This is a genomic window from Alteromonas ulvae (assembly GCF_048987005.1).
Classification (GTDB): Bacteria; Pseudomonadota; Gammaproteobacteria; order Enterobacterales; family Alteromonadaceae; genus Alteromonas.
On the sequence record NZ_CP185261.1, the window covers coordinates 2,530,874 to 2,553,202 of the forward strand.

18 protein-coding genes and 1 pseudogene are annotated in these 22,329 nt (G+C 43.0%); 4 read left to right on the forward strand and 15 right to left on the reverse strand.

Annotation, left to right across the window (positions count from 1 at the left end):
• Positions 1-60 precede the first annotated feature (60 nt).
• Positions 61-819 (reverse strand): transposase, encoded by a 759-nt coding sequence (locus tag ACOJR9_RS11070; RefSeq protein ID WP_420933039.1) that lies wholly within the window; start codon positions 817-819, stop codon positions 61-63.
• 37 nt (positions 820-856) lie between these two features.
• Here ACOJR9_RS11070 and ACOJR9_RS11075 point away from each other — a divergent pair.
• Positions 857-1,330, forward strand: a pseudogene (locus ACOJR9_RS11075) (transposase); the annotation flags it as partial.
• 223 nt (positions 1,331-1,553) lie between these two features.
• On the opposite strand, the gene ACOJR9_RS11080 reads toward ACOJR9_RS11075, so the two are convergent.
• The 6 genes from ACOJR9_RS11080 to ACOJR9_RS11105 all read right to left on the reverse strand — a co-directional run bounded on the left by ACOJR9_RS11080 (position 1,554) and on the right by ACOJR9_RS11105 (position 6,902).
• The gene (locus tag ACOJR9_RS11080) at positions 1,554-1,850 is read right to left on the reverse strand and encodes a type II toxin-antitoxin system RelE/ParE family toxin (protein ID WP_420933040.1); all 297 of its coding nucleotides are present in this window, start codon (positions 1,848-1,850) and stop codon (positions 1,554-1,556) included.
• A gap of 24 nt (positions 1,851-1,874) precedes the next feature.
• Positions 1,875-2,078: a type II toxin-antitoxin system ParD family antitoxin gene (locus ACOJR9_RS11085; protein ID WP_420933041.1), complete on the reverse strand. Its 204-nt coding sequence runs from the start codon at positions 2,076-2,078 to the stop codon at positions 1,875-1,877.
• A gap of 360 nt (positions 2,079-2,438) precedes the next feature.
• A complete protein-coding gene (locus tag ACOJR9_RS11090; protein ID WP_420933042.1) occupies positions 2,439-3,299 on the reverse strand; it encodes a hypothetical protein in 861 nt (286 codons plus the stop codon).
• A gap of 35 nt (positions 3,300-3,334) precedes the next feature.
• On the reverse strand, positions 3,335-3,925 hold the full coding sequence (locus tag ACOJR9_RS11095) for an ABC transporter ATP-binding protein (protein WP_420933043.1): 591 nt from the start codon (positions 3,923-3,925) through the stop codon (positions 3,335-3,337).
• A gap of 279 nt (positions 3,926-4,204) precedes the next feature.
• Entirely contained in the window at positions 4,205-5,959 is a 1,755-nt protein-coding gene (locus ACOJR9_RS11100; RefSeq protein ID WP_420933044.1) for a response regulator, read from the reverse strand.
• A 265-nt stretch (positions 5,960-6,224) separates the two neighbouring features.
• Positions 6,225-6,902 (reverse strand): 2OG-Fe(II) oxygenase, encoded by a 678-nt coding sequence (locus ACOJR9_RS11105; RefSeq protein WP_420936110.1) that lies wholly within the window; start codon positions 6,900-6,902, stop codon positions 6,225-6,227.
• A gap of 275 nt (positions 6,903-7,177) precedes the next feature.
• On the opposite strand from ACOJR9_RS11105, the gene ACOJR9_RS11110 reads away from it, so the two are divergent.
• From ACOJR9_RS11110 to rluF, 3 genes are all read left to right on the forward strand, one after another.
• Entirely contained in the window at positions 7,178-8,728 is a 1,551-nt protein-coding gene (locus tag ACOJR9_RS11110) for a carbon-nitrogen hydrolase family protein (protein ID WP_032096564.1), read from the forward strand.
• 211 nt (positions 8,729-8,939) lie between these two features.
• Positions 8,940-9,755: a hypothetical protein gene (locus ACOJR9_RS11115; protein WP_420933045.1), complete on the forward strand. Its 816-nt coding sequence runs from the start codon at positions 8,940-8,942 to the stop codon at positions 9,753-9,755.
• A 218-nt stretch (positions 9,756-9,973) separates the two neighbouring features.
• The gene (rluF, locus tag ACOJR9_RS11120; protein WP_420933046.1) at positions 9,974-10,720 is read left to right on the forward strand and encodes a 23S rRNA pseudouridine(2604) synthase RluF; all 747 of its coding nucleotides are present in this window, start codon (positions 9,974-9,976) and stop codon (positions 10,718-10,720) included.
• Between the two features lie 147 nt (positions 10,721-10,867).
• On the opposite strand, the gene rpsO is transcribed toward rluF, so the two are convergent.
• The 8 genes from rpsO to ACOJR9_RS11160 form a co-directional block, all read right to left on the reverse strand.
• The gene (gene rpsO / locus ACOJR9_RS11125; RefSeq protein WP_420933047.1) at positions 10,868-11,137 is read right to left on the reverse strand and encodes a 30S ribosomal protein S15; all 270 of its coding nucleotides are present in this window, start codon (positions 11,135-11,137) and stop codon (positions 10,868-10,870) included.
• Positions 11,138-11,270: 133 nt separating this feature from the next.
• The gene (truB, locus tag ACOJR9_RS11130) at positions 11,271-12,245 is read right to left on the reverse strand and encodes a tRNA pseudouridine(55) synthase TruB (RefSeq protein WP_420933048.1); all 975 of its coding nucleotides are present in this window, start codon (positions 12,243-12,245) and stop codon (positions 11,271-11,273) included.
• Positions 12,246-12,647, reverse strand: coding sequence for a 30S ribosome-binding factor RbfA (gene rbfA / locus ACOJR9_RS11135; RefSeq protein ID WP_420933049.1), 402 nt, complete (start codon positions 12,645-12,647; stop codon positions 12,246-12,248).
• A 90-nt stretch (positions 12,648-12,737) separates the two neighbouring features.
• Entirely contained in the window at positions 12,738-15,320 is a 2,583-nt protein-coding gene (gene infB / locus ACOJR9_RS11140; RefSeq protein WP_420933050.1) for a translation initiation factor IF-2, read from the reverse strand.
• Positions 15,321-15,344: 24 nt separating this feature from the next.
• Positions 15,345-16,841: a transcription termination factor NusA gene (nusA, locus tag ACOJR9_RS11145; RefSeq protein WP_420933051.1), complete on the reverse strand. Its 1,497-nt coding sequence runs from the start codon at positions 16,839-16,841 to the stop codon at positions 15,345-15,347.
• A 45-nt stretch (positions 16,842-16,886) separates the two neighbouring features.
• Positions 16,887-17,345, reverse strand: a complete 459-nt coding sequence (rimP, locus tag ACOJR9_RS11150) for a ribosome maturation factor RimP (protein WP_420933052.1) — start codon at positions 17,343-17,345, stop codon at positions 16,887-16,889.
• 299 nt (positions 17,346-17,644) lie between these two features.
• Complete coding sequence (locus ACOJR9_RS11155) at positions 17,645-18,649, reverse strand: response regulator (protein WP_420933053.1); 1,005 nt, start codon at positions 18,647-18,649, stop codon at positions 17,645-17,647.
• 9 nt (positions 18,650-18,658) lie between these two features.
• On the reverse strand, positions 18,659-22,036 hold the full coding sequence (locus tag ACOJR9_RS11160; RefSeq protein ID WP_420933054.1) for an MHYT domain-containing protein: 3,378 nt from the start codon (positions 22,034-22,036) through the stop codon (positions 18,659-18,661).
• Positions 22,037-22,329 lie beyond the last annotated feature (293 nt).

Here is a 22,329-nt window from a genome sequence, read left to right on the forward strand (position 1 = left end):
GATTTATAGAGGCTTTTGCCTCAACATATTGCATGTTCAAGCTCTCTTTTGATTTAACACTTATGCCCCAAAGTCAAAATCTCGTTCGATGGTGTAGTCATCCCCCACTGTGATTTGAGCAGATTCGAAAAGTGGCGGGGCTCGACAAGTATTCGCAGTAATCGGGGGGCCGTCTTTGTCTAAGTACATCAATATCTTGTTGATGATAGCAGGCTCTGTAATGCAGGCGATTATCTTGACATTGTTGCTCTCACACGCTTCGCAAATAGTAATGTCAATATTGAATACTCTTTTTAACCGCTGAGCCCAGCTCATACTGCGTGCATGGTATGGCTTATCTGAGTCTTTTAAGTCCTCGGCTAACCGAGGGCTGTTCTTTCCACGTTGGGAAGCGGTGACTCGCGCTCTTACATTACTGTTAGGAGCAAACACGCCATAAAAACGAGTAAGGTTGAGTCTAGGCGGTGGAACCAGTGCAGCGAGCTTACTTATGAAGTCAAATGGTGAAAAGAAAACATGTGTAGTGCCGTCTTTGTAAGGCGTCTTGAGTTCGTATCTGATATTGCCTGTGGCGGTTAAGCTTAATCGTTTTTCGCTGACTGCTGGCCTTGCAATATATCTGCAAAGGCGCTCTGGTTTTTGTGCTTGATGCGTATCAGCGAACACTCCAGCATGTAAACTAAACCCGTCTATTTGTGCCAATTGGCCATAGTTATCTTCATCTTGTGCAGGCAAAGTTTGCAGTGTAAATACTTTCTTGCCAATATCTTTCCCAACAGCAATACGATAGTTCACTGAGGCTGCTTGTAAGTGCAACATATGTTTGCGGATGCCATCGTGGCTATTGACGGCACTAAGTTCGGCTAATCGAAAAAAAGGACTGTTTACCAAAGAAGACTTTGTCTATAACAAAGAAAAAGACGTTTATGAATGTCCTGCTGGCAAAGATATCCCGTTTAGCTTTGTTTCAACTGACAAAGGAAAACCGCTACGCGCTTACATGTCGGTCATGACCTGCAAAGGTTGTACTATGAAATCGCGGTGCACAACATCACCAGCAGTAAGACGGATCCGAAGACTCGATGATGAGGAGCATGTTGAACGCGTGGCACAAGCTTATAAAAACATGCCAAACGCAATGACATTGAGGCATCAAACCGTCGAGCATCCCTTTGGCACAATAAAGCAATGGGCAGGAGCGCAACAACAACTGACAAGATCATTAAAACATGTAAAAACAGAGGTAAGTTTGCAGGTCTTGGCATACAACTTCAAAAGAATGATGAATATCATGGGCGTTAGCGGTCTCATATCTGCAATGAAGACATGAGAGTTGTGGAAACACTCCTTCAACAATTATAGTGGACTTAGAATTACTGTATTATTCAATTTAAAAACAGCAACCATAAATATGAGTTTTCACACGGTCTGCGTACGCTCCAGCCCCGAAGCGTCAAAGGCATCTTGAGACAAATTGCGGAAATTTAATAGGTAGTTTGTTTTACTTATTTGACTTGACGCTTTCGCTATCTTGGGGGGCTTTCCTATGTGTTTCAACCGGAAAGATGCATTGAAAATTTCATTTGTTGATGAAGCACCCTACTGACGAAAATGCCGTCATCGACTTTTCTATAGAAGACCATGTGCCTATGAACTGGGAATTGTAGGTAATTCTTTCTAATGTCCTGCGCTGAAGTACCTACACTAGGAGTTTCCGTTAAAATAACCAGAGCTTCATGTAGAGCGACAAGGTAGGCCCCAGCTTGAGTTACGCCATTAGTATTGGCTGAATAATCGTAAATTACCGAGATATCCTCCTCTGCTTTGTTGGAGAGGATGTATTTATTCATCTTGAAGCTCGAGTTTTCTTAGCTTTAAAAAATATCCAAGACATTCTTGTGACTTTTCCCGCTCAATTCACCTTCTATCAAAGCTAAGCTAATTGCCTCTCGTTCACTCTGATTGCGACGTACTAAATCGCGAATATAATCACTAGCATTTGCAAATTTACCAGTTTTTACTTGTTCATCAATCCACGTCCGCATTTCATCAGGAAGCGATACATTTAGTGTTGCCATTATCTATATCCAAATACTCAGTATACAAAAATTATGGCTGATATTGGCAAAGATTGCCAATGGGGTGATAGAAGTTTGGCTTTATAGATGCCCCCTGAGCGCTTAATCAAACAACCAGTTTAACGCCACTGGAGAAACTGCGCTTCATCAAAATCCGACCATCGGCTCAACTTACACAAGAGCTGCACAGGCAGCCCATAGAACCTAAATTTTAATAGATTCTGATATTTTTGAAGCGTCGTCAACTTCAAGCCTTAATACTTCAATGCCTTAATAACGGACAGTGCTCTCTGATTTCTTATGGCCGAGCAAAAGTTGAACTACCCGAAGATTCTTGGTTCTATTTAAAATCAGATATCGCTAGGAGATATCGAGAGGGCATGTCTTAGCTACAACAATAATAAGAATATTGATGGCTACCAATGCCATGCTGAATACCTTCGCTTTGGAATATAAAGATGCCAGAATTGCAGGCCCTAAAGTAAGCCAAAACATCTCGGTCCGCTGAATATTTAATAGGATAATTTTGAACGTTTGCCGAACGAAGAAGAGATTCAGCGATAATAAAGCCAGACCAATCCCAATTGAATACTCCCAAGCGATACGACTATTTGCTAATTTAAACAACAGAGCATACGTGCCAAAAACCAGTAGTAATCGTAACCATCCACCAGAACTCATTAACAATAAAACAGTCTTAATCCTTACAAAGCGTATTTTCTGAGCGAACATAAATACATAAGCACTTAGCGTCTCTTGAAACCGGCTCTGATTGCCTAGATAATTCCTATAGCGCCAGCAAAATATAGCGATGAATATGCTGTACGCGAGAACAACATAGAGCACCGACTTTAGGTCAACATCAATGCGATAAAACGCGGCAAGTATTATAAGGTGAAAGGTATTTGAGCGTTGTATAAGTGCTTTCAGGTGCGCAAAAAAAGCGGCTTTCTGATTCATGTTAAGTTGTAAGAACTGAAGTTCACTGCTCTGCCAGTAAATGAAATAGGACTGCACCGAGATCAAACTGAAAACCGCAATAATTGCACTCAAGCCCAAGTGGACCCCAAAAAACTCAGCAGTTACAAACAGGTAACCAAGTAGGGGAGCAAAAAACAACATGGCAGCCCCAGCTATCGGCCCCATAAAGAGCATAAAGCCGATAAAAAAACGGTACAACTGGCGGTTATTCTGAATAAAACGCTTAGTCTTTCGCGTCATTAACTCGTTAAAGCTAGGAATTTTTGGCGCGCTAATCATAAAGGCGATGTAGTATTGTTTGCATCGAGGTAAACCACCTGCAAACCTTCAAGCAGTTGTTGATGGTCGACAATAATCTTGAAGCGAGAATCTTCTGAAACAACTTTTTTAATCACCGATTTGCTCTGCTCATCTAAGTTAGCAAAGGGTTCATCCAGCAGGAGGACATCACTTTGCTGCGCAACGGCACAGATAAGCAAAAGTTTTTTAAGTGACCCTGAAGAAAGCTCATCAATACGTCGATTAAGGAACGCTTCAAAACCAAGCGCAGTGATTAACTCGCCTTGCTTTTGCTTATCGATGTTTTGATAGCGCAGCAGCAAATCGAAAACTTCATTGGCGGTGAATACATTGGGGGGTAGTACGGATTCACTGGCAAGCGCGACACGCGGCTCCTGTTTTAAACTCCAATTTAATGAGCCTGAATTTGCTCGCTCTAAACTCGCAATAATTCGTAAGAGAGTCGATTTACCACTTCCATTTTTACCTACTAACAGATTATTTTGGGCTCCAAATACCAAGTTCAGGTGATGGAATACAAGTGTATTTTTATAGGATTTAGTCAAACCAATACAAGTTAACTTCAAGCGCTAAATCCTTTTAAAACAATGACTTAAAATTAACATTTCATCTGCTAATCTGACATACCACATAATTATCGCCACAACTATATGACTCATCTCGGCTAAGCTCTTGAAATGGTATTTTACTTTCATGTTGCTAAGACAAAAAGGTGTTTTTGATGTTTTTATGCTCGCTTTGAGCGCACATATACTGTAAATAGGCCGTGTCCAACAAAGTAGGCTTAAACGTCGCACCTTAGTGAAACCGATACCAAAATCATATGGATAGATGACTAATCCATTTTAGCCTTTCTCAATTACTTCTTCAGCGCTTTTGGTGCCGTCATTGGCATCATATTGGCCACTTTCTTTTGCACTATTTTTCACCACAACACCTACAAAATCTGAGGCGCTCATATCGTCAACCTTCAACCGGAGTCGTTGGATATACATATTGCGCTTTTCCGTTTGAGTAGGCGATAATTTCACTTCAAGAAGAAGCTTTGCCGCTTTGTGTGCAACTTCCACCTGCTCATCGCTTAAGTCTTCACCCGCATGAATTTGCGACACTATTTTTAGCAGGCTAAGCGCAACTTGCTTATCACTAGGAGATATTGTGAGGGCTTGTCTTAAATTATTATAAGCGGGCAACAACCTATTTTCTTTGTAGTTCACCGTAGCCATATGCTTAAGTTCTTTGGGCGTAAATTGTATTTCGTGTCGTTCTATTGATTCCTGCTTGAGATATTCATCTACCACTTGCGATGAAAAGGTATCACCCTCAATTTGCTTTCGAAGCTTTTCTAAAATACTAATGCAATGCTCGCGCATACCCAGCTCATGAAAGGCTTTCATCTTATCCAGACTGTCTTCCATAGACAGACCATCGGTATTCGCCGAGCTTTGCTTCATCACTTGCTCAGCACCTTTCTTATCATCTTTTAAGCACAGCACTCGGGCTCTGATAACGTTCACTTGATCACTCAGTTCAGTGCGTACGCCCTTTTGTTGCGATACATTTTCAAGTTCAGATTGCGCTCGCTGAATATACTTTTCAGCATCAGCGCCGCCAAGGCTTGTTGCTAAATCGATGGTAGAACGTATTACATTAAGAGAAAGTTGAGGTGAGTCGTGAATCGAATTTTTAGCAAATTTAGCCATATTTTGTACAGCAGAAAGCTGACCAACCTTGTCGTGATTTAACCGCGCTAAATCCCACAATCGTTTATTTCGTTCGATGTTTCTTGGTGCAAGTCGACTCGCTTCTTTCATTTGTTCGTAGGCAATATCGAACTGCTCTTTCTCGATGAAATACTGGGCGAGTAAATCAAACGTAAGAAAGCGAGTATCTGGTCGCTGTAGTAAGTCATCGACAATGAGCTGAGCCTCTTCTAGCTCGTCTTGTCTAAGCAGCGCACGAGTGAGCCCGATATGTATCCAGGCATGATCCATGCTTTGCAACAGCTCTCGAAAATAATGCTCTGCAGTTTCAAAGTCTCGCAATTGAAGCAGACAATCGCCAATCAAGCGCTTTATTCTCGGATGATATTCTGTTAACGAGCTGTCTTTTAACTGTCTCTCAGCATAATACATGGCCGTGGAATAATCGCCATTTTGCATACAGTGAAGCATTTTGTGAAGTTTGTATCGAATATGAAGAAGATACTGAAGACGAGCGACTATTTTAGTTCGTTGTAAGGGTTTCACCCAGAAATCGTGAGGCTGCAACTCTACAATGCAGTTGACCAACTCTGAGGACGTTTCAGCGCTTAAGAAAATAACCGTGGTGGTGTCATTGATATAGTTAAGGTGTTTTAACTCTTCAAATAAGTGAAAGCCATCTTTATCGTGGCTTACATTGAAGGCAAGTAGAACAAAATCGAATTGTCTATGTTCACACAATCGCTTTGCATGAAAAGCATTAAACGCGCTACTTACATGTTTTATCCCAACCTCGTGCAATGCAGACGCAACCACATCGTGCACTAACCCTTGATTATCAATAACCAATACATGAAGGTCCTCTATTGGAACAGGAGCCGGGATTTTTTCCAACATTAAACAACCACTTTTTACGTCTTTTCCTTAAGTAACACAGCGTTGAATGTAAGCATAATTATTTAGATAAAAGACTTACAACAATGAAAAACCACAACGCTATGAGCAAGTATTCATGATATTGCACCGATATCAACAATGAAGCCCTAGCTTTCATCAGAGCCAACTGATGACCTAACGCCCACAAAGATTGGTTAACCAAAATAACCGACCAACATCACCTTTTCGATATTAGCACTTACCTCCCTCATAGCGCTAGTCATGGTTATCTCGGTGGGTCTATTTTTGCATTAATACTACCATTTATTCTAAACCACCCCGCCACTGAATGACGCTGACGATTTGACGTTAATACTTCGTGAGGAAATTGTTCGCTTAAAAATATGACGAATGTTCCTTTTTCTGGTCGTACTGTAATCCCTTGCTCATCATCCTCATTTTTGTACAAAACGAGCTCGCCTCCGTCGCTCTCTGACCACTGTTCATTAAGATATGCTACCAACGAAAGGACTCTATTACTCTGCCCTTTGAAGGCATCTACATGACGTTTGTAATATGCCCCCACATCATAGCAAGCGAAATGACTTTCAAAAGAAAACAGACCCATAAAGAGCGTTTTATTGATATAGGTTTTCAGTGAATCACACCATGACAGCCAGATTTCACCTTCAGCTGTACTGCCGGTTATCCAACTTATATCATCTGTGCGTATTGCATCTGCATGCTGAAAATTTGATGCTCTACCTATGCCTGCTTTTTGATATTCACTTTCAGCCATGGCGCGCTGACACGACAGCAATGAATCTGTAATCAGTCGAGGCAGCGCATCATGTTGAACACTAAACCCTTGGGTAACTAGATCGTTGACGATTGACTCGAAAAGAGCTTCATCAAAGACTGTGAGTGGGGTGACTTTTAGGTGGGTATCGATATGACTTTGCATTGTGTGTATAAAAAGTATTTTGGCAGTTTTATAAAGCCAATTGGCTTTATTCACAACCTATATCACTTTTAGAAAGCCGCTATATTTTTGTTGTGAACCAAAAAATTTTTTATCACAAAATAAAAAGCATGATTTTTGCTTATTTTTAATAGAATGTATGTTTGAATACTTAGGTCAGTCTCCCATTACCATACACTTTTAAAGTGGGCACTGCAGTGAAGGTCGACACACCAAAAAACGGCCCTACCCAGACGTAACGCAAAAGAGAGTTGTTAATGAGTCAAGACCAAACACAGATAGAAGAGACAGAGCATCACCTCGACTTACGGAATTTACGATTAGATGACTACAACGATGTCAAAGATCTTATGGATAAGGTTTACGCCAATGTGGGTGGCGCATGGCCGTATTCTAATTACAAGGCACAGGTAACCACATTTTCTGATGGACAAATTTGTATAGAGGATAAGGGCAAAGTCGTTGCTTTCGCCATATCCGTCATTGTTGATTATGACCAATTTGGTGACAAGCATAGCTACGATGAAATCACTGGCGATGCCTATCTTACTACTCACGATCCAAATGGTGATGTACTGTACGGCGTGGAAGTTATCGTTTGCCCTGAATACAGAGGGTTAAGACTTGGCAGAAGGTTGTACGAAGCAAGAAAAGAGTTGTGCCGAAATCTTAATTTGAAATCAATTATGGCCGGTGGACGTATTCCCAATTACCGCAACCATGCCCAAGAACTGACGCCATATGAATACATTGAGCAGGTAAAACTGAAGGATATTTACGATCCTATCCTTACGTTCCAATTATCTAATGGGTTTGAAGTAAAGCAAGTAATGACTGCCTACCTCCCCGAAGATGAGGCATCGCAAGGGTACGCTACACTTTTACAATGGCATAATATTTATTACGAGCCAGGAACGCCCTCACTTATCGCAAGTCGAAAATTGAGCGCTAGAATTGGCTGTATTCAATGGCAAATGCGCTATTTCAACAATGTAGAAGAGCTTTTGCAGCAGGTTGAGTACTTTGTCGATGCATTGTCAGACTATTCTTGTGACGTAGCTTTATTCCCGGAGTTTTTCAATGCCCCTCTAATGGGACTGTGCCCCACAGAGTCTTCCATTGACGCAATATGGCACCTCGCTACTTATACCGATGAAATCCTTACATCGGTGTCTCATTTAGCCGTGTCTTATAACATTACTATTATTGCAGGCTCTATGCCTGTGGTAGAGGATGACTTGCTGTATAACGTAAGCTATATCTGCAAGCGTGATGGCACAATAGAAAGTCAGTACAAGCTGCACCCTACCCCTCACGAAAAAGAAGACTGGATAATGAAAGGCGGAAATAGCCTAAAAACATTTGATACAGACTTCGGCAAAATCGGTGTGCTTATCTGTTACGACGTTGAATTTCCAGAACTGGCGCGTATTCTTGCCGATCAGGAAATGCAAATTCTCTTCGTACCATTTTGGACAGACACAAAAAATGGTTACTTACGAGTAAGACGATGTGCCCAAGCAAGAGCCATTGAAAATGAGTGTTATGTGGCCATTGCGGGTAGCGTAGGTAACTTACCGAAAGTAGACAACGTGGATATTCAATACGGGCAAACTGCGGTATTTTCACCCAGTGATTTCGCTTTCCCTCACGACGCTATTGTGTCTGAAACTACACCAAACACAGAGATGACTCTGATTGTTGATTTGGATTTGGACAAGCTGACTAAGCTTCAAAACGAAGGCTCAGTGAGAAATTATTTAGATAGGCGCCGGGATCTATACCGCGTTGAATGGATGGGCGATTAAACATGATGAAAAGGCGAACTCAATGTTCGCTTTTTTGATAGCTTTTGTATAAAAAGGTTAGGCAGATAAGCCGTGGCATTTAATTACAATAAGCGATAACATGCTGTGTGAGCAAAGAATTAGCGTTTCCTGCGATTAACTTGGGCCTTAGGCTTTGTAAAATAAGGTTTAATCGATGAGGAAACAGCCAGAATGAGAATGTAACGATATTATGCCTAACAACTCAAACAATGATGAATTTCCAACTATCAGGTTAGATGACGAAGACCGTCGCGATTATCAAACCAAGCGCCAAGCTTCACCTGGTAGTACCTCCTCTCCCTCTCCAGTTTCGAGCACCTCAACTTCATCCGGTGGCAACGGTATTTGGGTAGTTCTTATTGCCCTTATTGCCTTATCTGCGTGCGGTGGCTGTTATTATTTATTCACACTGCTTGAAAAGCAAAAAGTAATCGCCGAGCGAGCAGAAGAGCGCATTATGTTACTGGAGAATAAACTCTCTGCTACAGGTGAAGAAATGGGCGAATCTACTGTTGCTCTGCAAGTAAAAGTAAACGAATTGAATGATAAGACCAGTGAATTATGGGAGCAGATGGATAAGCTTTGGGCTTCTGCATGGCGCAGGAATCAAAAAGAAATTGCAGATTTAGGCGAGCGCGTGAGTAAAGTCCAAAGTACCGCTAACAAAGACATAAATGCGGTTTCTGAAGATGTAGATGCACAATCAGCAACCATTGGCTCTTTAAAAAATCAGCTGGCCTCGGTTGCTGATGAACTATTAGCAGTAAATGTTCGACTTGAGCAAACCGCAGATGACAAAGCGGGTACACAGCAAGACGTTAAAAACTTAGCTGACACGCTATCGGTGCTAGAAAAGCGCAACGCTTCTTTATCTGGCAAGCTCAACAGTCTAGAAAACGAAATTAGGGAAATTGCCACCAAATTGGTGTCGGGTACAGGCGCAAATAATACAAATGGCGCCTCCCCAGCAGGAACAAGTCCTGCTGCATCACCCAACGCCGATTAGCTAGCACTGTCCAGAGCAACGCTATAGACAACCATAGATCATAGCAAATATAGATACTATGCACGCATAAAGGGGCTCACCGCCCCTTTTGTTCGTGAGACAATCGCTACTTTTTATCTAGCTAGTCATCATTGCTTTCTAAGCGTAACGAACTAAAACGAAACAGTGCAATACGCTTACTAAAAAAAAAACCTACACATCAGAGGAAGCCAAGTTTAATGAGCGAGCAGACGCTTAAACGCTTAAATAAATACATTAGTGATACTGGATTATGCTCTCGCCGTGAAGCCGATAAACTTATTGAGCAAAATCGCGTTACCATTAACGGCAAGTCACCAGAGTTGGGTACTAAGGTAGGCCCTAACGACACCGTGGAAGTTGATAAAAAGCGTATTGGCGCCGTCGCCAAAGACAAATCAGATCGCGTTTATCTTGTTTATAATAAGCCAATAGGGATCACTTGTACCACTGAGCGCCATGTGAAAGGCAATATTATTGACGCCATCGGTCATAAAGAGCGAATCTTTCCCGTAGGTCGCTTAGACAAGCCTTCAGAGGGACTTATTATCTTGACCAGCGACGGCGATATTGTAAATAAGATATTGCGCGCAGAGAACGCTCACGACAAAGAGTATGAGGTAACAGTTAACCAGCCTATAAGCGAGAGATTCTTAACTAAAATGGCTCGCGGTGTGCCAATTCTGGGAACGGTAACAAAACCGTGTACGGTAAAGCAAACAGGCAGAAATAAATTCACTATCATCCTAACTCAGGGTCTAAACAGACAGATCCGCAGAATGTGTGAATTTTTAGGTTATGAAGTAACACAGCTAAAACGCACGAGAATAATGCACTTAGCGTTAAGTAACCTTCGGCCAGGCCAATGGCGAGAACTCACCACTCGCGAACTGGTTAGCTTGAACGATGCAGTTAAGCACTCTACCAAGACATCGCAAGAAAAGTGAGGCGAGTTAGGATTTTAACTTAACAATACTCTTCATATTGCCCATTCACACGCTTAAAACACGTGTCGTATTACCTCAGTCAGATGGCAATAAATGCGAGGTACAAAAAAAGCGTCCAATGGACGCTTTTTTTGTATAACCCAAGTCTTATCGACGTAGGCCTAGACGCTTGATAAGGTCAAGATAACGCTCTGCGTTCTTGCCTTTAAGGTAATCTAGAAGCTTACGACGCTGGCTAACCATACGAAGAAGACCACGACGTGAGTGGTGATCTTTTTTGTGATCAGCAAAATGACCTTGAAGCTTATTGATGTTGTGAGTAAGCAAGGCTACTTGAACTTCTGGTGAACCAGTGTCGCCTTCTTTAACGCCATACTCAGCAATAATTTTTGCAGTTTGTTCTTTAGTTAGTGACATAACATTCTCCTAAATTATGTCCCGCCGATCACTAATTCAGCAGAACGGAATGAGACGCGTATTATAATGACGATTGCCTAGTTAGCAAGCCACAAAAGCACTTTCTTTTCTATTATTTCTTCTCTACTATTTTTTAAGAGGGATAAACCACTCGTCGTTTAGGATTAACGAAGATTTCGTTCTTTGGCTGCCCCTGATCTCTTGGGTCCTTTACCCCCTCACCTACGCCTATAAACAACAAGTCGTCTGCCTGCTGATGATAAACTCGGTAGGAAACATCAGCGATAAGTGCTGCTTTGCAAACCCCCTTAACACTTTGGCCATGATCGAAGCGACTGCGCTCATCATCATTGATGATAACATAGGGCAAGCGGCTTACAGCCGTGTCCATGGGGATGAGAAACACGTCTAGCGCTGCAAAATCTCCCTCATCGAGAGATTCTTGCGTATTGATAAGAGTATCTAATGACACCATTTTATCCGTTGGATAATCAGCAACCTCAGTGCGATGCAGGCGTGTTACATAGGCACCGCAACCTAAGTTTTGGCCTAGGTCGTCAACAATAGAACGTATATAAGTTCCTTTGCTGCACTTTATCCGCATATCCACATAAGGCAACTCAATGCGTAACACTTCAAGCTCAAAAACCTCTATATCGCGAGGTTCCCTCTCTATTTCGATACCTTGGCGAGCATAGAAATACAAAGGTTTTCCTTGATGCTTGAGTGCAGAAAACATAGATGGGATCTGCTTACTTTTACCTAAAAACGCAAGGCAAGCCTCGTTAACCTGTACATCAGTAACATCAACGGGCTTTTCTTCAACTACCTCGCCATCAGCGTCTGAAGTGGTGGTGCGAACACCTAACTGAGCAGTAACCTCGTAGGTTTTTTCGGCATCAAGTAAAAATTGAGAGAACTTGGTTGCCTCACCTAAACACAACGGCAGCATTCCGCTGGCCAAAGGGTCTAGCGCGCCAGTGTGTCCGGCTTTCGCTGCTTTGTACAACCAGCGCACCTTTTGAAGCAGTTGATTAGATGAGCCGCCTAGCGGCTTATCAAGTAAGATTATACCGTTAATATCACGGCCTTTACGTCGTCTGGCCATTTACTCCGACTCTTTTCCATCATCGGTATCACGCTTTGACTCATCGGCAGCAATGGTCTTAGAAACCAAGTTTGAAATGCGCATGCCCTCAATTATCGACCTGTCTTCGAAGAAATGAAGGTCGGGCACCGAACGCATACGCAGACGCTTAGCCAGTATACTGCGAACGAAGCCTTTAAGCTCTTTAAGCTGCTTAATCTGCTCTTTGCCCTCTTCTTCAGTACTGTTGTAGATAGTCACGTAAATTTTTGCATGTGCTAAATCCCGTGATACTTCAACTTCAGATACGGTAATAAGCGGCATGTCGCCTACTCTGTGTTTGTATTCGTTTTGAAGGATACTCGCCACTTCTTTATGAACTTGTTGAGCAACCCTATCGGTACGTGAAAATTCACGAGCCATTGTAAACTCCTTAGCCTAATTATAATGAGCGTATAGACAAAAGCGGGAGCACTCGGCCCCCGCTTTTTAAATGCCAATTAAAACAGACAATTAAATTTCGCGCTTAACCTCAACGATTTCGAAGACCTCAATTTGGTCTCCTACTTTCACGTCGTTGTAGTTTTTCACGCCAATACCACATTCCATGCCGTTACGAACTTCCTGAACGTCGTCTTTAAAGCGACGTAGCGACTCAAGTTCGCCTTCGTAGATAACAACGTTATCACGAAGTACGCGGATTGGATTACTGCGCTTGATGTTGCCTTCGGTAACCATACAACCTGCAATCGCGCCAAGCTTAGGCGATTTGAACACGTCGCGCACTTCAGCCAAACCGATAATTTCTTGTTTGAACTCAGGTGCAAGCATACCGCTCATGGCCGCTTTCACCTCGTCGATAAGATTGTAAATTACGCTGTAATAGCGCAAATCAATTTCTTCGGCCTCAAGCACCTTACGCGCAGATGCATCAGCTCTAACATTAAAGCCAACAACAATGGCACCAGATGCCGCTGCAAGTGTAGCGTCAGTTTCAGTAATTCCGCCAACACCGCTACCAACAATATTCACTTTTACTTCTGATGTGGAAAGTTTAGTGAGTGATTCGGCAATTGCCTCAACAGAACCTTGTACATCAGCTTTAAGTACGATGTTCAAGTCGCTCACATCGCCTGATGCCATGTTCGCAAACATGTTTTCAAGTTTCGCTTTTTGCTGACGTGCTAATTTGAGCTCACGTTTCTTCTGATGACGCCTTGCCGCTACTTCACGAGCTTTGCGCTCATCTTGCACTACTGCAGCATCTTCACCAGCAACCGGCACACCAGATAGACCTAGTACTTCAACAGGGGTCGATGGACCAGCAAACTTCATCTCCTGTGCATTTTCATCGCGCATAGCACGAACACGGCCGTACTCTTCACCACATAATAAAATATCACCTGGGCGAAGTTGTCCTTCTTGAACCAATACAGACGCTACAGGACCACGGCCTTTATCAAGACGTGATTCAATAACGATACCGCGACATGGACCTTCCGGTACCGCTTTTAGATCAAGCAATTCAGCTTGAAGCACAATAGCTTCTAGTAATCCGTCAACACCCATTCCTGTTTTAGCTGATACGTTACAGAACTGGTGCTCACCGCCGTATTCTTCTGGAATAACTTCAAGTTGAAGAAGCTCACTCTTAACACGATCAGGGTCAGCAGACTCTTTATCCATTTTGTTTACAGCAACTATCAAAGGAACGCCAGCAGCCTTAGCATGCTGAACTGCTTCTTTGGTTTGTGGCATAACACCATCATCGGCAGCAACAACCAAGATAACAATATCAGTGGCCGTTGCACCACGTGCACGCATTGCAGTGAATGCCGCGTGCCCTGGTGTATCTAGGAAAGTAATCTCGCCGTTATCCGTTTCTACTTTGTAGGCGCCGATATGCTGAGTAATACCACCCGCCTCTCCGTCTGCTACTTTAGCGCGACGAATGAAATCGAGTAATGATGTTTTACCATGGTCAACGTGACCCATGATAGTCACTACTGGAGCACGAGTCGTTTTAACACCATCCATGCCTTCAGCGAGCAATTCATCTTCTAACGCATTGTCATTAACGAGCTCGTATTTGTGACCCATTTCTTCAACAACGAGAACTGCTGTGTCTTGGTCAAGTACTTGGTTAATTGTAGCCATCTCGCCCATTTTCATCATGGCTTTGATAACTTCGTTAGATTTTATTGCAAGTTTGCTCGCTAACTCACCAACCGTAATAGTCGCACCAAGTTTAACTACGCGTTCTACGGGTTGCGCAGGCTTATTAAAGCCTTGTTTGAGATGTTCACCAGCATGTTTTTTCGACTTGCGACGACGGCGCGACGAACGCTCAACCTGCATGTCTTCTTCGTCTTCTGCTTCTTGCGCATAACGATTTGAGTGCAAGTGAACTTCTTCAGCTTCCGCTTTTTTTCTGCGCTCTTCTTCTTCTTTCCAGCGACGTTCATTTTCTTCAGCTAGTTTACGCGCTTCTTCAGCTGCCTTTTTAGCATCTTCTTCAAGTTTCTTCTGAGACTCTTCTTCTTGAGCCTTGCGTAAACGCTCTTCTTCTTGGCGAGCTGCTTCTTGCTTCGCTTTTTCTGCTTCAGAAAGCTCCGGCTCGTTTTTCTTGCGAGCTTCAGCATCTTTCTTAGCCTGCTCTGCACGGCGGGCACGCTCTTCGTCAGCCGCTTTTTTCGCTTCTGCGGCTTTGCGTGCTTTTTCTTCCGCTGCTTGCTTAGCTTCTGCTGCCGCTTTTTCTTCAGCTTCACGCTTAATACGCTCTTCTTCCTGACGCTTCGCTTCTTCTTCAACGTCAGTACGTTTAACGTAGGTACGTTTTTTGCGTACTTCAACTTTTACTTCTTTCGACTTTCCAACGCTTAGTGTACTGGTCGTTTTGCGCTTCAATGTCATGCGCGTGGGCTCTGATGAGCTACCGTGTTGCTTACTTAAATGATCCAACAGTTTTTGTTTCTCTTCTTCGTTAACTTGACCGCCGGCATCCTTTACAATACCCGCGTCTTTAAATTGGCCAACCAAACGGTCAACGGTCGTACCAATGTCGCTGGCGAGCTTTTCTATAGATACATCTGCCATTACGTAATTATCCCCCTGTTGACCTTACTCTTCTTCACTGAACCAAACGATGTTTCGAGCAGCCATTATTAATGCGCCTGCAGTTTCGTCGTTAAGTTCATCGATATCGTTGATATCATCGGTGCCTTGTTCTGCTAATTCTTCAAGATCGGTAATACCGCGGCTGGCCAACACATAAGCCACGTGTTTACTCATACCCTCAAGATTTAATAAGGCTTCTGTTGGTTCTGCACCTTCAAGGGACTCTTCATCCGCTAGTGCTCGCGTAGTTAAGAAGGCACGCGCTCTTGTACGCAATTCTTCAACGGTATCTTCATCTAATCCTTCAACCGCTAAAAGTTCACTTACTGGAACGTAGGCTACCTCTTCTAACGTGGTAAAGCCTTCATCGACAAGTACTGATGCAAAATCTTCATCAATATCAAGTCCAGCTGTGAATAGGTTAAGTACCTTCGCGTTTTCTTCTTCGTGTTTCTTGTTGAGATCGTCAACCGTCATCACGTTAAGTTCCCAGCCACTTAATTGACTGGCAAGACGTACGTTTTGGCCACTTCTACCGATTGCTTGCGCAAGGTTATCTGCCTCAACCGCTACATCCATCGTGTTGTTATCTTCATCAACAACAATCGATGCAACCTCAGCAGGCGCCATCGCATTAATAACGAATTGCGCTGGATTTTCATCCCACAATACGATGTCAACGCGCTCACCGCCTAACTCTCCAGATACTGCTTGTACACGTGAACCACGCATACCAACACACGCACCCACTGGATCTAAACGCTTGTCGTTAGTTTTCACGGCAATTTTTGCTCGTGAACCCGGGTCCCGTGCTGCAGATTTAATTTCCAATGTCTCTTCCGCAATTTCTGGCACTTCCAGGCGGAATAATTCAACCAGCATGTCTGGGTGAGTACGGCTAATGAAAAGCTGCGCACCACGGGCTTCCGGACGAATCACATAAAGTAAACCACGAACTCTGTCACCTGGGCGGAATGTCTCTCTAGGGAGCATATCGTCACGGTAGATAACACCTTCAGCATTGTTACCTAAATCAATAATGATATTGTCACGGTTTACCTTTTTAACGGTACCAGTTACCAGTTCACCAACTCTGTCTTCATACTCAGCAATCATTTGCTGACGTTCTGCTTCTCGAACTTTTTGTACGATGACTTGTTTTGCCGTTTGTGTAGTTATGCGGTCGAACTTAATTGATTCAATTTGCTCTTCAACATATTCACCCAACTTTATATCTGGCTCATCAATCTGAGCCGCAGAAATGGTAATTTCTGCATATGGATTTTCTTGTTCTTGGTCGTCTGGTGTAACTAACCAACGACGGAATGTGTCAAAGTCACCCGACGTTCTGTCGATGCTTACACGAACTTCTATCTCGCCTTCATTTTTCTTTTTTGTCGCGCTGGCAATGGCAAACTCCAACGCTTCAAAAATCTTTTCTCTAGGCACTTGTTTTTCATTTGAAACGGCTTCCGCCACTAACAAAATTTCTTTATTCATTTTCGCCTCACATTTGCTTTCATCGATGAAAGCGGAGCTGTTCCGTTAATCGAACGTGGGAACAACGTTACCTTTTTCGATATTCGCCACAGCTAACTGAAACTGTTGGCCATCCACTTCTATACTTACCATACCGTCCTCGCAGGAAAGTACTTTGCCTTTAAAATTACGTCTGTCACCCATCGGCATAGACAAACGAACTTGAACCACTTCGCCCACAGAAGCCTCGTAATGCTTTTCATTAAAAAGCGGCCTATCCATACCCGGTGATGACACTTCCAAATTGTATTCGGTACTGATCGGATCTTCTACGTCCAATATTGCGCTAACTTGATGACTAACATCTGCACAATTATCAACAGAAATACCATTCTCATGATCAATAAAAACACGAAGAATAGAATGCTTCCCCGCACGAACAAACTCGATACCAACCAGCTCAAAACCGAGTGCTTCAACACCAGGACTTAGCATTTCGGTTAGCTTATCTTCAAGTTTTGCCAATCCAAACCTCCAAAAACGAAAAAAGGGCCATAAGCCCACCTGTCATCACCTAGACAAAACGTACTTCTCTAGGTTTAATACAACAAAAAGCCCCGGACTAGCGGGGCTTTTTGTTGTCATTCTGAACCCTAGATCATCGCCTTTATAAAGCGACATCTATTTGGGTAAAAACACCGTCAGGTGATAGCTTGCTATTAATAAGCGCGTTACTTTCCTAAAAATTTGAGGGAGCCCGAACTTATTACTTCTTCGTTGTAGTATACTGACAGCTGGCGCATTTAGCAACAGCGGGACAGCATTTACTCTTCTTCTTCTTTAAACGTCTCTTTTATTTCCACTATCTTCGGCAGCATGGCAACGAGCAAATCTACTAGTTTTGGTTCAAAGTGTTTGCCCTTTTGGCTTTGAATAAACCCCACCGCTTTCTCTATACTCCATGCTTCTTTATAGGGCCGTTTACTTGTCAGCGCGTCAAACACATCTGCGAGCGCACAAATACGTCCTTCAATGGGTATTTCTTCACCTTTCAATCCTTTTGGATAACCTGTTCCGTCCCACTTTTCGTGATGAGTCATAGATACAGATTTAGCGACATGTAATAACAAAGAATCGCCACAGTCGCCAATAATTTCAGCTCCAATTTCTGGGTGGCGCTGCATGTTTTTATACTCTTCCTCCGTCAGCTTTCCTGGCTTAAGCATAATACTGTCAGCAATGCCAATCTTTCCAATATCGTGCATAGGCGCGGCATGGAGTAACGTTGTAGCTTGTTCTTCAGATAACCCATAGGCAAGCGCTAATTCTCTCGCGAAATGGCTCATTCGCATTACGTGCATGCCGGTCTCGTTGTCTTTGTATTCGGCGGCGCGACCTAACCGCTGAACCACATGCAGCCTGCTCTCCATGAGCGCTTCAGCACGAACCAAACTTAAATGGGTCTTAACTCTCGCTTTAACTACTGCCGGTGAAATCGGTTTAGTGATGTAATCGACGGCACCAACATCAAAACCTCTCGCTTCGTCCATATCATCATCTAGTGCGGTGACAAAAATAACCGGAATGTGCGAAGTAGCCCGGTTATGTTTAAGAGACTCACAAACCTCAAACCCTGTCATTGAAGGCATCATAACATCCAATAAAATAAGATCAGGCCTACGTGATTCGGCTATTTCTAATGCCTCAAGGCCATCACGAGCGAAAATCAATTGGTATTGACTGCTCAAGAGTTGCTTGAGTACTCTTAAATTAGCAGGCTCATCATCAACGAGTAACAAAACCGGTTCAGCAATTTTGGTTTCTAGCATAGACAGCCTCTACTGTGTTTCTAAATTTTTAAGCAATTCGTCGACATGATGAAGTGCCGACTTAAATTCGAAATTATCAATATCATTTAAGATCTGGGAAATGACGTCTTCATATCGAGATGATGACGCGTTGCGCAAAAAGCCAAACTCGCTTTCGTCAATCATATTTTTAAGGAGGCTTTGCTTCAGAATAACAAGATGCTCGGTCAACACGGCGTTGTCCACATCATCGATTTCGGTATTTTTTTCATTCTCTTTTGACACACTTATAAATGCGACAATGTCATCCAAATCACTTTTCAATAACGCAATTAACTCATCATCTATATGTTGTTTGTACGCTTGCGATTCTATTGTTTTTACACGCTCGTAAAAAGTGGTTAAGCATAGATTTCCAGATGTTCCTTTTAACGCGTGTAAATTGGCAATTATGTCGTTTGAATAATTGTTAGCAACAGCGTCAACAAGCGCATTTAGTTTGTTACGAGCAAGACTCAAAAATTTATTCAATTCTGAGAAAACGATATTTTTGTCTCCCCACATCAACATTGCTCTTCTCAAATCAATAATCTCTTGCTTTTCTTGGCCATCTGTTGATTGGCTTATAAACGCACTAGCCAAGGTCGTCATTGAGTCTGGCGATAATGTCCGGTCAAACGCTTCAGACAAGACCTCTTCAGTATCTGTACTTATTACCCTTGCTACCTCTTGCATTAATGAACCAAAATCGACCGGCTTATTGGCAAATCCTTCCATGCCAGCGTTTTCAGCAGCCAGTTTATCTTGAACAAGCACGCTGGCCGTTAGCGCTATGATGGGCACGCTAGCTAATTTGTTGTCTTTTTCGTACTGTCGACGCTGCTTGGCAGCACTCAGCCCGTCCAACTTAGGCATTTGTAAATCCATTAGCACTATATCAAAGTCGTGCTCTTTCATTTTTTCCAGCGCAACTTCCCCATTTTCAGCCGACTCTACCTCGTGACCAGCGCGAGTTAAAAACAATGTGAGCAGCTCTATGTTTTGCTGAACGTCGTCGGCAACAAGAACCTTCAATGGCTTTGTTATTTTTGAATGGGCTTTACGCGAAGTGTTTATAGGTTCACAAGCGTCAACTAGCTTCAGTGGTAAAGAGAAGATAAAAGATGACCCCTTATTCTTCTCACTTGCAACGGTTATTTTGCCTCCCATAAGTTCAACCAATTGCTTTGAAATTGTTGTTCCAAGCCCAGTACCTCCATATTTTCTGCTCATTGACGCATCTGCCTGAGAAAAAGGGTCGAATACTCGGTCAACTTGTTCTTTCGTCATTCCAATACCGGTATCGGTGACCTCAAAAACAACGTCATTATTGCACCCTTGCACCGATATGACGACCTCACCTTCATGAGTAAATTTAACCGCATTTCCAATAAGGTTATTGAGTACTTGTCTTATCCGTTCTGGCGCCCCAATAAAGCTATCGCTAAGTTCAACATCTACCGATAAACGCAAGTCAACTTGCTTGCGCTTTGCTTCTAGCCAAAATGTTGATACGACTAAGTCAAGTTCTTCTCGAATAGAAAACGCCCTGAGGTCAATATCAAGCTTGCCTTTGTCGAGTTTCGCACTATCGAGTATATCATTGAGTAAATGCAACAGAGAGCGAGCTGAACGATTGATTGTGGTGAGATGCCCTTTTTGATCCTGTTCCGTCGCCTCGCTTAACATCAAGTCACTAAAGCCAATGATAGCATTCATGGGCGTTCGAATTTCGTGGCTCATGTTGGCAAGGAAAGCAGCTCTCGAAGCGGCTGCTCCCTGCGCTTTATCGCGAGCAGTTTTAAGTGCATTCTCCATATTTTTTCTGGGCGTTATATCTGAAATGAATCCATCTATATATTTTGCTTCATCCTGCTCGTTATCAACAAACACCCCCTGCTCAATAACCCACTTAACTTCTCCTGCTTTCGTGACTATGCGATATTCAAGTGTGAATGTCCCTGACTCAGCTCTTTTATCTGCAATCTGGCCTCGATCTTCAGGGTGATAAAGCGACGCGAACTCTCGCTTAGGATTTGGTAGCGTAAATTCTTCTGCATCGTATCCGGTGAGTTCTTTTACAGCGTCGCTGAAAAAAATCACCTGTTGTTTCGGGCCAACTGATTTACGGTATGCCATACCAGGGATATTGGCGATTAAACTTCTAAATTTAGCCTCACTCTCTCGTAATCTATTCTCAATTGCTTTACGTTTTCTCAAGTCAGAGGCAAGAGAGACGAAAATTGCGCGCCCATTGATCAGAGTGTGTCCAATTCCTGCTCTTATCGGGATCCTTTCTCCACCTTTTCGAGCTACCTCAGCTTCAAACCCCCTGCCAATAGAGTGGTCTTCTTCAAACGAGGTCTTTTTAAAAAAATCAGGACCGAAAAGGTGTCTCCGCTCAGGGACCAACAACTCATTGGCATGCATACCAATAAGCTCTGACACTTTGTAACCGTAAACATCCTCTGCAGCAGGATTAGCAGTGCGAATAATTCCGTCATCGCCAAAAGTAATAATGGCATCTACAGCAGTATCTGTAATAGCTCGCTGTATTCGCTCACTTTCAATAGCTCTGGTCATTGTATCGCGATATTTAAACAAGAGGCTTATACCTAGCGCCAATGCAATCAGTACTGCGGTCACGACAGCGGTTGCAACTGCTAAGTAAGTTGTGACGCCTGACGGCTTTGTAGGTAATTCAACCCCAGGAGGAAGTACAAACCGAGCTGCCGCCATTCCAGTGTAGTGCATGCTTGCAATCGCAAAACCCATGACAACACTCGCCAAAATGACATGCCTTGTGAGCACTCGTCTCGATCTAGCTCCAGCCTTTAAGCCAAATTTTATCCATAATGAAAGCATGGCGAGTACTATTGCCACAGCAATAGAAAATAGAAACATAGATAGGTCGTAACGTAACAAAGGTGCCATATCCATAGCAGCCATGCCGATATAGTGCATAGTGCCGATGCCGGACCCCATTAACACACCGCCCTGCACAATTTCAAAAGTAGACACTTTTCTTTTGGTTAAAAGATGTAAGGCAACCCAAGACGCCGCTAATCCAGGTATAGCAGATAGCATCGTTATTGTGGCGTCATAGTTTACTTGTGTACAAAGTTCCAAAGCCAGCATACCTAGGAAGTGCATGGACCACACGCCTCCCCCTAAAGCAAAGCTTCCAGTAAGAAGCAACACGTTCCTTCTTACCTTGTGCATGGTAACAGCGGCTTGGCTTGCTACGTTGAAACTCATAAAAGACGCAAAAACCGCGAGCAGTAGTGATAATAGAATAAGAGGAAAATGATATACACCTTCAAGCAGCGTGGCATCGGCGTCATAAGCGAAGAGATTAAAAAAAGTCATTAAGAAGCAAAGATTCTCACAATGAGGATAATGTACAAAATAGCACATCTTAAAACTCTAATGAGTCACCTTGAAGAAAACTAGACTAATTGATAGCTCAAATAGGTCGATCTAAACAAAATTTCTATGCATTGGTATCACTGCGAAAGTAGCTTAACTACATGGAGAAGGCGGCCAGCGAAAATGAAAAAGTTAACATGATGCTATGCTTTATTTCATCAGTTGACTTACTGAGCAAAGCGAACAAGCAGTATCGCTAGTCCATTAGTCTTTTTCTAAAGTGCATGGGGTAT

Excerpts from the sequence above, each read along its gene's own strand:
- ACOJR9_RS11070 (WP_420933039.1), bottom strand. The coding sequence starts at position 819 with ATGTTGCACTTACAAGCAGCCTCAGTGAACTATCGTATTGCTGTTGGG.
- ACOJR9_RS11080 (WP_420933040.1), bottom strand. The coding sequence starts at position 1,850 with ATGAATAAATACATCCTCTCCAACAAAGCAGAGGAGGATATCTCGGTA.
- ACOJR9_RS11085 (WP_420933041.1), bottom strand. The coding sequence starts at position 2,078 with ATGGCAACACTAAATGTATCGCTTCCTGATGAAATGCGGACGTGGATT.
- ACOJR9_RS11090 (WP_420933042.1), bottom strand. The coding sequence starts at position 3,299 with ATGACGCGAAAGACTAAGCGTTTTATTCAGAATAACCGCCAGTTGTAC.
- ACOJR9_RS11100 (WP_420933044.1), bottom strand. The coding sequence starts at position 5,959 with ATGTTGGAAAAAATCCCGGCTCCTGTTCCAATAGAGGACCTTCATGTA.
- ACOJR9_RS11105 (WP_420936110.1), bottom strand. The coding sequence starts at position 6,902 with ATGCAAAGTCATATCGATACCCACCTAAAAGTCACCCCACTCACAGTC.
- ACOJR9_RS11110 (WP_032096564.1), top strand. The coding sequence starts at position 7,178 with ATGAGTCAAGACCAAACACAGATAGAAGAGACAGAGCATCACCTCGAC.
- ACOJR9_RS11115 (WP_420933045.1), top strand. The coding sequence starts at position 8,940 with ATGCCTAACAACTCAAACAATGATGAATTTCCAACTATCAGGTTAGAT.
- rluF (WP_420933046.1), top strand. The coding sequence starts at position 9,974 with ATGAGCGAGCAGACGCTTAAACGCTTAAATAAATACATTAGTGATACT.
- rpsO (WP_420933047.1), bottom strand. The coding sequence starts at position 11,137 with ATGTCACTAACTAAAGAACAAACTGCAAAAATTATTGCTGAGTATGGC.
- truB (WP_420933048.1), bottom strand. The coding sequence starts at position 12,245 with ATGGCCAGACGACGTAAAGGCCGTGATATTAACGGTATAATCTTACTT.
- rbfA (WP_420933049.1), bottom strand. The coding sequence starts at position 12,647 with ATGGCTCGTGAATTTTCACGTACCGATAGGGTTGCTCAACAAGTTCAT.
- infB (WP_420933050.1), bottom strand. The coding sequence starts at position 15,320 with ATGGCAGATGTATCTATAGAAAAGCTCGCCAGCGACATTGGTACGACC.
- nusA (WP_420933051.1), bottom strand. The coding sequence starts at position 16,841 with ATGAATAAAGAAATTTTGTTAGTGGCGGAAGCCGTTTCAAATGAAAAA.
- ACOJR9_RS11155 (WP_420933053.1), bottom strand. The coding sequence starts at position 18,649 with ATGCTAGAAACCAAAATTGCTGAACCGGTTTTGTTACTCGTTGATGAT.
- ACOJR9_RS11160 (WP_420933054.1), bottom strand. The coding sequence starts at position 22,036 with ATGACTTTTTTTAATCTCTTCGCTTATGACGCCGATGCCACGCTGCTT.